Raw genomic sequence first — 12,463 nt, 5'->3', positions numbered from 1 at the left:
GAGAGCCAAGACGATCGGCCTAAAGCCGATGCCCTGGTCGTGACTTGCACAAAAGCATAGCTTTTGGCAACGTCATCGATAGGTCGCCGCCTTCTTTTAAGGACCCGGTCATTTTATTGTGATCGGGTCCTTTTTTTTGTTTTTACTGGATTTAATTATATAATAAAGCATTATGTAGTTGTCCCCTGTAGTGTTAATTTGGAATGTCGTAATAGTCACATACGGCATGATAATCGTTCGTGTCGGGCTTGCCAGACTGTAAAGTGTCACTCTGTATCCCGCCCGGAATAAGCAGGTAACGGTATTGATAATATTCGGGATCAATGCCGGTGGTGGTTTCGCTGATTGAACCACTGGAAAGACTGATCTGTATGCTAATGGTTTCAATGCTAAAAGCAAAGAGGATAGATATTTGTGGTGTTGCAAGCGGTAAAACTTTGGTAGAGCCAAAACTTTGCATATACAACATTACGGTTGTTTGATCTATAATATCCTCTGTCAGTTCAGGGGCTGATATCTCGGCAATGGTCAAACTGGGTCCTAATTCGTTCCATTCAGAAACAGGGATGCTTATCCAGTCTGAATACATTACGTTGGCATTGCCGTCCATACCGTCTTTGCCGTCTTCGGGCGAGCAGGACAAAAGTACTATGACCATAAAAGTGTATAGTAAGGTTTTTGTCATAATTGTTTTCATAACGATTGTGTTTTGTGTTAAAAGAATACTTCAAAAATTTAATTGCATTGATACTGGTAGCTTAACTCAAGTTCATCGCCACTACTGTATGAAATGGTCAGTTTTGTAATTCTGCCTTCCTGGTCATATTCATAATTGACATTTTGTGTGTCACCATTACTGCTCTCTGTAGATTTTACCAGATTTTTGTTGTTAATCATTGAAGTGCCAAATACTGCAGTAAAATAAAGCTGATAAAAATCGCCTTGCTGCACAACTTGGTCTGTATAATATTCATATTCTGACGTGTGTGTCTCAGATGAGACCTGGGTCAAATTCCCCCCTGACCACGATAAGATTTGTGTTGTTTCCGGATTATTGCCTGTTTTCTGTATCCATTTTATCAATTCACCCTGATTGTTGTATTCAAAACTATGCACAGTAGTCGAAGTCACATCTCCGTTATTATCATAATTTTCTGCAGCTATTGATATCGGATGCCCGTTGGCATTCAGTTCAATATCTGCTTTATAGTACAGGTGATTATTTGAATCAAAACGACTGTGTATCATGCCCTGACTGTTATATAACCAGGTTAACTTTCCATCCGGATGACTTAACTGGCTTATTTTTCCGTCGTTGTTATAACTGATGTTATAAACGGTTGAACTATTGCCCGAACCTGAGGTCATGGTTATAATCTTGCAGTTTTCTGCCGGGTCTATAATTATGTCGTCATCATTGCTGCAGCTAATCAAGAATAATGCTGCCAGCAAAAGGCTTGTTATTTTAAAGGATTTCATTGTTCTTTTTTTTGAATTATTGAACTAGTACAGAAAACGCATATGCCTCTTCTGCGTTATCAGTCAGGGGCTGTGTCTCTATATTTTTCCATAGCGTAGCGATATTTTTTGATCCATTCGATTCATAACCCGTTATATAAACACTGGATATAGGTCTTGGGCTATAATGTCATTATCATTACTGCAACTTAATAATACTATTATCCCTACAAAAAGGCTTGTCATTTGAAAGATTTCCATTGCTGTCTAGTTTTTGGTTTTCAATTAAAACTTTGCATCATTTACAGGTAAGTTCCGAATGGGAATGATTTGTTGGGTGTTATGGGCTCTGCCCTAAGGCAAAGAGGCCTCTGTCTCGGCCACGGGTTCTCCCAGGAACGCCCGCCAGGCTTCGGTGTCGCCGTTTGGGTTTGTGCCGTACCCGACGATGACGGTGCCATCATCGGAAATGTCTTCTGCTCTGGAGAGTGTCCAGCCGGTTAAGTCCAGGTTGTACTCATTTTCCAACACGGCCTGCAGGCTTTGCATGCCTTCCCCGGCGGTCCATATAAAAGCTTCGTAGCCGCTTCCCGAGGTGCCCCGGCCAACCACTACGGTCCCATCTGCGGATACGCTCTTGGCCCTTGAGAAAAAGTTGCCTCCCGAGAGATCACCCAAGCCTTGCATGGCTCCGTTTTTCCAGTGAAAGGCTTCAAAGTTATTATCCGAATTGTTGCTGTTACCGACTACTACCGAGCCGTCAGTTGAGATGCCCCGGGCATAGCTAGTGCCACCCCCCAGCGTACCCAAACCGGTCATAGTCCCGCCCTGCCAGCGGAAGGCTTCGAGGTTGTTATCCGGATTATTGCTTTCACCGACGACAACCGAGCCATCGGCTGAAATGCCATAGGCATAACTATAGTTACCCCCCAGCGTACCCAGACTAGCCATCGCCCCGCCCTGCCAACGGAAGGCTTCGAGTCTGTTATCCGAATTGTAGCTATAACCGACAACCACCGAGCCGTCGGTTGAAGTGCCCTCAGCATAACTATGGTCACCGCCCAGCGTACCCAAACCGGTCATAGTCCCGCCCTGCCAGCGGAAGGCTTCGTCATTACTATTCGAATTGTAGCTATATCCGACGACCACTGAGCCATCAGCTGAGACGCTCCATGCATGGCTACCACCTTCCAGCGTACCCAGACCGGACATCGTCCCACCCTCCCAGCGAAAGGCTTCGAGGTTATTATCCGGATTATTGCTTTCACCGACGACAACCGAGCCATCAGCTGAAATGCCATAGGCATAACTATTGGTGCCACCCAGCGTACCCAGGCCTTCGAAGGTCGCTTCGGGTTGCGATGTTGTGCCTATGTCATTATCGTTGCTGCAGCTAATGGTAGAAACCATTAGGCAGAGCGCTGTGTAAAAATAGATTGCCCGTTTCATATCTCTTTTTTTATATTAATAGATTTTATCACCTTGTTTTTTAATAATATGTTTAGTTTGTAAGTGCCTTTTTTAAGGTGGTCTATGCTCATATAAAGTTTGTTTTTATGATGTTTTTTTGCCCCCATTGTCAATTGCGGTTTGTTAGGTAGGGTAAAGGTAAAAGCGGCACATGGCTTTGGGTTGCAGATATGTTCTAAAGGCTTTAACAAATGTTCAAAATGGTAAAAGAATAGTTGAATGGGATTCTAGCTTAGATTAAAAAAGGCCATTAAACCGGTTTCGCCAAGCTCAATGGCCTTTTCAGACTAACTCAAACTAACTTTATAAAAAGTTACCTTTATTCTTCTTCCAGCCCTAAAAACTCCATGACTTCTTCGTAGTTGTTAACATCCACCTCGCTCCACGTTTTGGTTTTGCCCTGTACTTGGCGAGCGGCCATATTGGTATTGGCGGCGGGTACCAATACGTATTTAAAGGCGAAATCCGGGTTGTTTTCGAGACTGGAAACATCGTTTGCTTCAATGGTTAGTTCTATGCTAGGGCCCGGGTCTTCAAAATCCTCTCCGGTATAAATGCTAAAATAAGTAATGTAAGTGCCCGGCGTGTTGTCGGGTGTTATGGGAAGTATCTGGGTCAAATAAATAGAAGAGAAATATAAAATCTTATTGTACATTAGGATGATGCCCCCGGTTTCGATAAACTCGTTCAGATCAATCTCAGGAATGTCAATGTACATAATGCCCGCAGTGGGCGGGTCGTTATTGTCCACATCGTCAAATTCGACCTCAAACCAGTCTGAGGCAATCACATTGGCATTGCCGTCTTCACCAGCCGGACCTTGTTCGCCTTGTGTACCTTGTTCACCATCCATGCCGTCGCGACCGTCTTCGGGCGAGCAGGACAGGTTAAACATCAGTGCTGTGGCCATAAAGGCATATAGCAGTGTTTTAAGTGTGTTTCCACCTACGCTAAAACTACGGTGGACAAAATTTTGTGTTTTCATAATATAAAGATTTAAACGGTTACGTGTTTTATGCTTTGTCAAGCAAGCAAGCCGTTTTGTTTGGTGGGATAAAAGTAAAAAGGGACATTGCCTTTGGGTTGCAGATATGTTCCAAAGGCTTTAACAAATGTTCAAACCTTAAAAAAAAACAGATTATTGGGCGCTTTTTGAGCGGTGTTGCCCCGGCGTAATACCATAGACGTCCTTAAACACCTTATTGAAGTAAGCGACGGAATTGAACCCAACTTGGTAAGCTATTTGAGAAACAGCTGCCTTGGTTTCTTTTAGTAATTTTCCTGCCAGTTTAGCGCGTTGGGCTCGTATAAACTCCGTGGTGCTTGCCCCAAATACGGCTTTGAGCTTGCAGTGCAGTTGGGTACGGCTCATGGCCATAAGCCTGCCAAAATGTTTTGCCGTAAACTCCGGGTTGGTAATATGTTCATCAAGGACGACTTGCAGCCGTTTTAAAAATTCGGTTTCCGTATCGGTTATGGCCAAGTCGGGATTTATGGTTAGGGTTTCGTTAAAATGTTTTTGAATATTCCTTCGGATTTCAATAAGCTTTTCAACACGTACTTTCAGTTTCTCGGTGCTAAAGGGCTTGGTTATATAGGCATCGGCACCGGTATTAAAGCCCTGTATTTCGTTTTCTTCGCCCACTTTGGCGGTCAGCAAGATAATGGGAATGTGGCTGGTAAGCTCGTTTTGCTTAATGGCGTCGCAGAGTTCAAAGCCGTTTGTTACGGGCATCATCACATCGCTGATAATGAGGTCGGGCAGGTGTTTTTGGGCTTGTTCAATGCCAGTTTTTCCGCTTTCAGCTTCCAGTATTTGGTATTCACCTCTAAAATTTGAAGCGATGAAATTACGCAATTCTTTGTTGTCTTCAACCAGCAATAAAACCGGTTTGTTCTCAGAAGCATTTTTTGTTGATGTTTTACGGGGTTCAGGCTCACTTTCAACATAAAAATCCGTTGCTTCAAAAACGGCTTTATCTACCGGAAGGCTTACCGTAAATTGTATTTTGGTGTTTTCAATGGTGTTGACCGCTACGGTACCCTTGGCCAAAATAACTAATTCTTTTACCAAGGCCAGCCCAACGCCCACGCCTTCTGAGGTTTCGTTGTCTTGGTAAAACCGTTTAAAAACCCTTGACAGGTTATTGCTGTTTAGTTGTTTGGTTTCATTGACCACGGTTAAAATAAAGGTATTGTTGCTTTCCTTGGCATTAAAAAGTATCGTGCTGTTTTTAGGGGCGTATTTTATGGCATTGGACAGTAGGTTAGTGGCCACTTTTTCAACCACATCTTTGTCAAACCAGCAATCGTGCAGGCCTTGCACTGTACTTTGAACAGTAATTTTCTTTTGTTTGGCTTTGTACTGAAAAGTTTCAATCAGTTGCAACAACAAGGTGTTTAAATTGCCTTTCGAAACATGCAACTTACCTTGAGCTGAATCAAGTACTGATAAATCCATCATTTGGTTGATAAGCTCAAGTAATCTATTGGTATTGTATTTTACCAAGCCCAGTTCCTTTTTGTCTTTTTCGTTTAGGTCGGGCTTGTTCAGTTGGTTTTCAACAGGACCGGCAATAAGTGTGAGCGGGGTGCGGAATTCGTGTGAGATGTTGGTGTAGAGCTTGGTTTTTAGTTCATCCAATTTTTTAAGACGTTCGGTTTCTTCGTGTTCCAAGCGCAATTGGTTTTTTACTTGCCATCGCCACTTTAAATAGCGGTAAAAATAATAGGAAAACATCAACAGCAAAAGGGTATAGCCTATAATGGCAAGGTATGTGGTGTACCAAGGTTTTAAAATGGTAAACGAATAGGTGGCCGGTACCGTGTTCCATATACTGTCGTAGTTGCTGGAAATAACCTGAAATTCGTAATCATTCGGTGGCAGGTTGGTGTAGTGGGCCGTATTGGTGTTCCCAGGGGCTATCCATTCTGTATCGTTGCCCAGCAGGCGGTATTGAAATTGGTTTCTTTTTGGTTGCGAAAAATGCAGGGAAGCAAAATCAAAAGTCAGGGTGTTTTCGCTGTGTTTTAACCGTTGGCCTTCTTTCATTACTCTGTGTTTGTTAAACACCTTTATACCTGTAATCACCGTTTTTGGTTTTACAGGATTATAGGTAAGTCGGTTGGGTTTAAACCAGTTAAGCCCTTCCAGTCCACCAAAATACAATGTGCCGTTAGCGTCTTTAAAATAGGCGCCGGTATTAAATTCGGAAGCCTGAAGTCCGTCGTAATTGCGGTAGTTTTCTATGTTGGAGTTGTTGCCTTCTAACGAAAACTTGGTAATGCCCTTGTTGGAACTTAACCAGAGGTTACCATTGTCGCCGGACAAAATACCGTAGATGACATTATTGGACAAGCCACTTTCGGTGGTAAAAGTCCTTACGGTTTTATCGTTAGGATTATAACTTATCAATCCGTTGCCGTTAGTGCCAACCCAAAGCAACTCGCCGTCAAAGTATAGTGATTTTATCTTGTCGGGAACAGCGTTGATTTTTGTAACGGTATTTGTTTTGTTGTCCAGGCGAAACAAGCCGTCACTTTCTGAACCTATCCACAAAGAACCCTTTCCCAACGCAGCCGTACGGATGTTGTTGGTTGTCAATGCTGAATTATCGATGTTAAACCGCTTGGTAATATGCCCTAATTTGTCAAATAAAATAAGACCGTGGTTTCTGGTACAAAGCCATAGGTTGTCATTTTCCCCTTTAGTCATTTTCCAAATGGTAAAATTTTTGGATGCTTCTATCGATTTTATGTTCCCGTTGACATCCATGACCTGCAAGCCGTTGGTTTGGTGACCTATCCATAAGGTTTTGCCATCGTGCAAGAGGCTCATAATGCGATTGCCTGATAAGGCCGAATTTTCATTTGTCAGGGTCTTGTATTGCTGTGTTTTAAAATTCGCCCTTGTTAGTCCTTTCCCTGAAGTGCCCAACCAGACGGTGCCGTTATTTACAGCTATGGCCCGTATTACGTCTACATTTATGTTTTGTGGTGCCTGTTTGTTGGTGAAGACATTGAACTTGGCCAAATGTTCATCATAATAGCTCAATCCGGCACCATCGGTACCTATCCAAATGGTTCCTGTAAAATCTTCGTACAGGCACAAAATGTCGTTGTAGTGCAGGGCATAAGGGTCGTTTTTATTAGCAGTAAAGTGGCGAATGTTTTTAGTGTTGAAATCAACGAGAAAAACACCGTTTCCGTAAGTGCCCACCCAAAGGCGTTGTTGTGTGTCGACCAAAATATCTTCAATGTTTAAGTCAGTGGGGAATGAGGCAGAGGCAAAGCCTGTAAATTTCCTAAATGTCTCGTCGTTTGCCCGTTTTATAAACAGTCCGTTACCATAACTTCCCAAATAAATACTGCTGTTTTTTCCTTTTGAAAGTGCGTTGAAATTGGTATGCGTTTCGGTGTCAGCCGGTATGTACTGATAGGTGTTTCCCTTGATTTCGATTATTTTTCCAGAAGTTGATACCAAAATGCCTGTACCGGTTTCCAAAAAGCCATAAACAGAGCGTGATAGGTCTTCGGGCTTTAAAAGCTGAAGAGTATCTTTGGTTTTGGGGTTTATTTTGTACAGGCCCTTTCCGTAAGTGCCTATATAATAGTTGTTTTTAGAATCCTGAAACAGGGTGCTGACCTGTTTTATGTTGGACATTTCCACAAAATGGCTTGTTGCAGGGTTGTACTGTTCAAGTATCCCGGAAACAGTAACTGCCCAAAGTATACCGTTATTATCAAAATACACCTTACCAAGTTTGCTGTAATGTTGTCGGGTTACGTCTTCAAACTGTTTGTTGAAATAAGTAAATTTCTTGCCATCATAGCGGTTTAACCCGTCCTGTGTGGCAAACCACATATAGCCCGTGCTGTCTTGCGCTATACTGACCACGCTGTTTTGCGACAGACCTTGTTCCACCGTTAATTCACGAAAGGATATTTGTTTTTGGGCATAAGTGATTTCTTGTGCGATTGCCAAAGTAGTGCAAAGCACATACTGCATAGTGCAAAAAGCGAACAGAAATCGTATTTTTTTGCCCATATCAAATTTCTCTATATGGATAAAGTTAATAAAAAGCCTTTAGCTTATCGGAAAATGAGGTAAACCTATAGTTCACGCCCCACAAAACGCTCCTTGCCCAACAGGTGGTTTATGGCGCGTTTCACGTTTTTGTCAACGCTCGTTTCGGATTTTAATTTGACAATATAACGCACGATTTCCTTTTGATGCGAAGGTGTTAAGCTGTTGAAGGTTTTTAACGCTTTTTTGTTGTCGTAAAGTACTTTTTTCAGCTTAGGGGAATGGCAATCGTCCTCGGCTCAGGATTGTATTGAACGCTAATGTCTATGGTCTCACCAATGCGCTTGGGCGAGTTTTTCAACATAGCTGTGTTGATTTACAACCACCAGTCGCCTTGATATTTCACTAAAGTTTTCCCGTTTACTTCACCTTTTATGGGAATGGGACCTTTGTCCTTCCTAGCCTGCTCAAAAATGGATTTTAATATGTTTTCAGGAACAAACAGAAACGGATTGATGCCTATTTTTTCAATGGTGGCCGAAAATTGGTATGTCATGGCTCGTTTTATTTTGTAAAATAATTTATACTGTTATTGAGTAATATAGAACTAGCGATAGCTTCACGCTCGTGCCCCTAAATTATCATATTTCACATCTTTTACTTTTTTCAACATCCCCATTTTCTTTGTATAATGGTAATTGAAAATACCCCTAAGCCCGATAGTTACCGAAATCCCAAGGGACAATTTTAAAAAACGAATTACCGGGGCATCACCTTCAGAACATAGGTGCTGTCCAGTTGTGAAGTGCGCCTTTTTGGGTTTAAGAATTTTGCAGATAACTTGGTAATCCTGAAATGGGGGATAATAAACTCCTTTTTTACTTTTATATGTTTATTTGTATATAGACTATCCACTTTTTGTTTTTTAGTGGTTACTACCAAAACCTCTTTTTTCAATTGGTTCATTTCTTCCATAGAGATAGAAGGGGTGTGGCGTTTACTGTAGAAATCCAAAGACCATCGGTATTGTTTGTCTAAAATATAAAGGTCTTCTTTTTCAATAGCTTGCTGATTGACCTTTTTTGCAATGATGCCTCCACTTTGATATTCCAATAAATGTGGATAGAAATAGGTGTTGAGTGAAAAGTTAATCAAAACCATAAGCAAAACCGAAACAGTAAGTATTTTTTGGGTTTTGTGCAGGTAATTTCTTTTAAAAATACTCCACAATAAGATTGTGAAAAAGCAGAAGGCTCCAACTAATGTTAATACTGATGGCGATTCAAAGGTAAAAAAAAGAATGCCGGTCAGAGCGAGGATACCGATAACACATATTCCGTATTGAATGTACAAGAATATCTGAATGATTTTTGTCTTATTTTCTTTTGTAAGTTTGTATAAATATCCTGCGGATAGGACCGATAGCATCGGAAGAATAGGATTTAGGTAGTGGGGCAGTTTAAATTGTGAAAAACTGATGACCAAAAGCGTCAATAAAATGCCACCCAATGTTAGAACTTCAAAATTGATATTGTATCTAAACCTTGTTTTGACCACAGCTTTCGATGTAGAGAATATTCCACTATAAGCTATAATAGCCCATGGAAGGAAAGCCCAAAGCAGGGTGTGGAAAAAGAAAAAATAGTCAGGGTTTTGTTTTGAGAACCCTGTTGATGTTAACCGGTTGAAACTCTGATCCCATAAAATAAAACGGACTCCAGAAATGTTTGAATGTCCTTTAACCACCTTTTCAGGATGCATATCAAATTGGATGTAATAGGCATAAAGGGTAGGGGTGATGGTCAAAATAAATATAAGAAAGCCAATCAGTATTTTGTAATTCCACAACACTTTCCAGTTTTTTGTATAAGCGATATGGAAAAGTATGGCGAATCCGACGATAACAACACCAAACAAACCTTTTGTGGAAAAGGCAATGCCCAAGGCAATGGCAGCGATGATCAGGGGAGTTAATTTATTGGTTCTGATAAAAACATAAAGTTGCCAAGTTGCCAAAATAACGGCTCCGGTAAGCACGGCATCGGTACGCACATCGTGATTGGCTAAAATAATGGCTTGTGAGGATAAAAAGATGAGAGCTCCGTAGTGTGCAAAATTTTTATGGTATAATGCTTCGGTGAGTTTGTAGCAGGAGTAGGCGCCTATAATTGTAAAAATCAAAGCTGGGATGCGGTAAGCCCATTGATTTAATCCGAAGAGTTTATAGGAAAGGGCAGATAACCAAAAATGCATATGGGGCTTGTCTAGATAATCATCAAAGCCTCGCATTAAATGGATATAATCGTTGTTTAAATACATTCGCATGGCCATGACCGCATGTTGTGCAGAATCATTTTCCATTAAAGGGATAAAAGTTCCGCTGATGTAAACCACAGCTAATAATACATAGAGTGTGACATAGAGATATTTACCGGAAAGAAGTATTCTTTGATCTGTCATATGGTTTTAAGTTTGAGTTGGATTTTTTTAAAATGATAATATATCCCCAAACAGGATACTATAGCAGTTATCACAGAAAAAACAACGCCTATGCTCACTGCGGTGGTTTCATCAAGACTGAAAAGTGTTGATGCCTGTAAAAAAAGATATTCCCTGACACCAATCCCGGCAAATGAGAATATGGATAAAACCGATGAAATAAGGAATATCAAGATATAGATGAAAAAGTTTTCCGGGTTGATATGCATGCTTTTCATGATAAAAACAACCGACAAAACCTGTAATAGTTGAATCAGTACGGAGTAAAGCAAGGTATGATAATAGGGTGTTTTTTTCAGTTCAAAAAAAGAGGTCATTACTTTTTCAGAAAGGAAAACGGACAATATCGTAGCGATGATAAAGAAAATCCTGTAGCCTTCTCCTTCTAACGGAAATATTTTAGCCGGAAGAATAGTGATTATTAATAAAATGAACAATAAAATGGCAATCAACCCCACTAAACGATCTAGGAAAACGGTTTTCAGGACTTTTTTGGTTTGCCATTCGAAAGTTGAATTTAAAATGTAGACTTTGTAAGCATCACCGCCAATTCCTCCAGGAATGAAAAAATTATAAAACATGCCCAAGAGGTAAAGTTTTAAGTTGCTCTGTGGTGAGAGTGGCAATTGGTTGTGATGCAGCAGGTAGTTAAGCCTGTATGAGGAAACGATTTGTGAAGTGATAAAACTTAGGATTGCCAGGAGAAGATGTGGGAAGTCCGTTTTGAGGAGTGTCCTGTATATTTCCTTGAAGTCTGTTTTTGTGTAGACTAAATAGAGCAGCAGTAAACTGATTCCTATTTTAATAAGCGAGCTTAATGCTTTTTTTGTTGTTTTCTTCATTTGGAATACTTCTGCTGAATACGGCTCTTACTTTGTACGGTTTTTTCTGTTGTGATTCATAATAGGTCCTCATAAGCAAGTCGGCCAAAATTCCCATAGTGAGAAATTGGATCCCTACTATGGTGAACAACACTCCTAGCATTAATAGAGGTCTGTCACCTATTCGCTGCCCCGATAATTTTACAATCAGTAAATAGCAGTTTATCGACAAACCGGAAGAGAAAAATAAAAGCCCGATATTTCCGAAGAAATACATGGGTTTTTGCAGGTGTTTTCTTTTGAAAATAATGAGAAGGAGGTCGTTGATGACTTTAAAGATACGCTCCAACCCGTATTTTGATTTTCCGAATTGCCTTGGATGATGGCTCACATTTACTTCTTTGATACGAGCCCCGTTCAGGTATGCCATCAAGTTGATAAAACGGTGCATTTCTCCGTACAGGTTCAGTTCTTTTGCTGTTTCGCGAGTGAACACTTTTAAAGCACAACCTTGATCTTTCAAATTTAAATTAGTGGCTTTGCGGATGATGAAATTTGCTATTTTGGAAGGAATGGTTTTTAGAAAATTATCTTTTCGATTTCCCCTGTATCCGGTTACGACGTCCCAATTTCCTCTTTCTGCCGTATCAACCATGTGGATAATATCTGCAGGGTCGTTTTGCAGGTCGCCATCCATTGTGATTATATATTTCCCCGTGGCAAATTCGATACCGGCAGCCAAAGCCAGACTTTGTCCGTAGTTCTTTTTCAGTTCGATTAAAAATAGATGATGGTGCTCTATGTTGCGCAACACTTCCCGTGTATCATCGGTAGAGAAATCATCTACAAAAACGATCTGATAGGAAAGTCCTGCAAGTGCAACGTCTATCCTTTCAACCAATAAATTAATATTTTCTTCCTCATTATATACCGGGATGATAATAGAAAGGTAAAAATCGCTTTGGGTCATAATATTGATTTAGCACCTGTTTGGATACAATTCAAAGCGAAATTATAGGGTAGAAGTAATGTTTAGGTTTTCTTATTGATAATAAATTATTATGGTTTTAGGTAGCCGGGGGGATAACAAAAAGACACTATCCCAAAAAGTGTGTAAGTAAAAATATCGAGGGTTGGATTCTTAATTAGATTCTGACCCTTTTTTCATAGATTGTGAGGAACTGATTTA

10 protein-coding genes are annotated in these 12,463 nt (G+C 40.7%); all 10 read right to left on the bottom strand.

Annotation, left to right across the window (positions count from 1 at the left end):
• Nucleotides 1-193 precede the first annotated feature (193 nt).
• Nucleotides 194-697, bottom strand: a complete 504-nt coding sequence (locus OOZ15_RS19275) for a hypothetical protein (protein WP_265958082.1) — start codon at nucleotides 695-697, stop codon at nucleotides 194-196.
• Between the two features lie 38 nt (nucleotides 698-735).
• Nucleotides 736-1,479, bottom strand: a complete 744-nt coding sequence (locus tag OOZ15_RS19270; RefSeq protein WP_265958081.1) for a hypothetical protein — start codon at nucleotides 1,477-1,479, stop codon at nucleotides 736-738.
• A gap of 333 nt (nucleotides 1,480-1,812) precedes the next feature.
• Nucleotides 1,813-2,907: a hypothetical protein gene (locus tag OOZ15_RS19265; protein ID WP_265958080.1), complete on the bottom strand. Its 1,095-nt coding sequence runs from the start codon at nucleotides 2,905-2,907 to the stop codon at nucleotides 1,813-1,815.
• A 340-nt stretch (nucleotides 2,908-3,247) separates the two neighbouring features.
• A complete protein-coding gene (locus tag OOZ15_RS19260) occupies nucleotides 3,248-3,913 on the bottom strand; it encodes a hypothetical protein (protein WP_265958079.1) in 666 nt (221 codons plus the stop codon).
• Between the two features lie 153 nt (nucleotides 3,914-4,066).
• A complete protein-coding gene (locus tag OOZ15_RS19255) occupies nucleotides 4,067-7,975 on the bottom strand; it encodes a hybrid sensor histidine kinase/response regulator transcription factor (RefSeq protein WP_265958078.1) in 3,909 nt (1,302 codons plus the stop codon).
• A 65-nt stretch (nucleotides 7,976-8,040) separates the two neighbouring features.
• Nucleotides 8,041-8,226, bottom strand: a complete 186-nt coding sequence (locus OOZ15_RS20375) for a YdeI/OmpD-associated family protein (protein ID WP_265958083.1) — start codon at nucleotides 8,224-8,226, stop codon at nucleotides 8,041-8,043.
• Nucleotides 8,227-8,330: 104 nt separating this feature from the next.
• Nucleotides 8,331-8,510: a hypothetical protein gene (locus OOZ15_RS19245; protein ID WP_265958077.1), complete on the bottom strand. Its 180-nt coding sequence runs from the start codon at nucleotides 8,508-8,510 to the stop codon at nucleotides 8,331-8,333.
• A 203-nt stretch (nucleotides 8,511-8,713) separates the two neighbouring features.
• On the bottom strand, nucleotides 8,714-10,414 hold the full coding sequence (locus OOZ15_RS19240) for an ArnT family glycosyltransferase (protein ID WP_265958076.1): 1,701 nt from the start codon (nucleotides 10,412-10,414) through the stop codon (nucleotides 8,714-8,716).
• On the bottom strand, nucleotides 10,411-11,295 hold the full coding sequence (locus OOZ15_RS19235; protein WP_265958075.1) for a lysylphosphatidylglycerol synthase transmembrane domain-containing protein: 885 nt from the start codon (nucleotides 11,293-11,295) through the stop codon (nucleotides 10,411-10,413). Before OOZ15_RS19235 ends, OOZ15_RS19240 begins: the two co-directional genes overlap by 4 nt.
• Nucleotides 11,255-12,244 (bottom strand): glycosyltransferase family 2 protein, encoded by a 990-nt coding sequence (locus tag OOZ15_RS19230; RefSeq protein WP_265958074.1) that lies wholly within the window; start codon nucleotides 12,242-12,244, stop codon nucleotides 11,255-11,257. Before OOZ15_RS19230 ends, OOZ15_RS19235 begins: the two co-directional genes overlap by 41 nt.
• Nucleotides 12,245-12,463 lie beyond the last annotated feature (219 nt).

Origin of the sequence: Galbibacter kalidii (assembly GCF_026241135.1) — a bacterium.
Classification (GTDB): domain Bacteria; phylum Bacteroidota; class Bacteroidia; order Flavobacteriales; family Flavobacteriaceae; genus Galbibacter.
Note: the sequence above shows the minus strand (reverse complement) of the source record. Positions and strands in the feature narration are given on the sequence as shown.

Coding starts and splice junctions, on each gene's coding strand:
- OOZ15_RS19270 (WP_265958081.1), bottom strand. CDS start 1,479: ATGAAATCCTTTAAAATAACAAGCCTTTTGCTGGCAGCATTATTCTTG.
- OOZ15_RS19275 (WP_265958082.1), bottom strand. CDS start 697: ATGAAAACAATTATGACAAAAACCTTACTATACACTTTTATGGTCATA.
- OOZ15_RS19235 (WP_265958075.1), bottom strand. CDS start 11,295: ATGAAGAAAACAACAAAAAAAGCATTAAGCTCGCTTATTAAAATAGGA.
- OOZ15_RS19265 (WP_265958080.1), bottom strand. CDS start 2,907: ATGAAACGGGCAATCTATTTTTACACAGCGCTCTGCCTAATGGTTTCT.
- OOZ15_RS19260 (WP_265958079.1), bottom strand. CDS start 3,913: ATGAAAACACAAAATTTTGTCCACCGTAGTTTTAGCGTAGGTGGAAAC.
- OOZ15_RS19240 (WP_265958076.1), bottom strand. CDS start 10,414: ATGACAGATCAAAGAATACTTCTTTCCGGTAAATATCTCTATGTCACA.
- OOZ15_RS19255 (WP_265958078.1), bottom strand. CDS start 7,975: ATGGGCAAAAAAATACGATTTCTGTTCGCTTTTTGCACTATGCAGTAT.
- OOZ15_RS19245 (WP_265958077.1), bottom strand. CDS start 8,510: ATGACATACCAATTTTCGGCCACCATTGAAAAAATAGGCATCAATCCG.
- OOZ15_RS19230 (WP_265958074.1), bottom strand. CDS start 12,244: ATGACCCAAAGCGATTTTTACCTTTCTATTATCATCCCGGTATATAAT.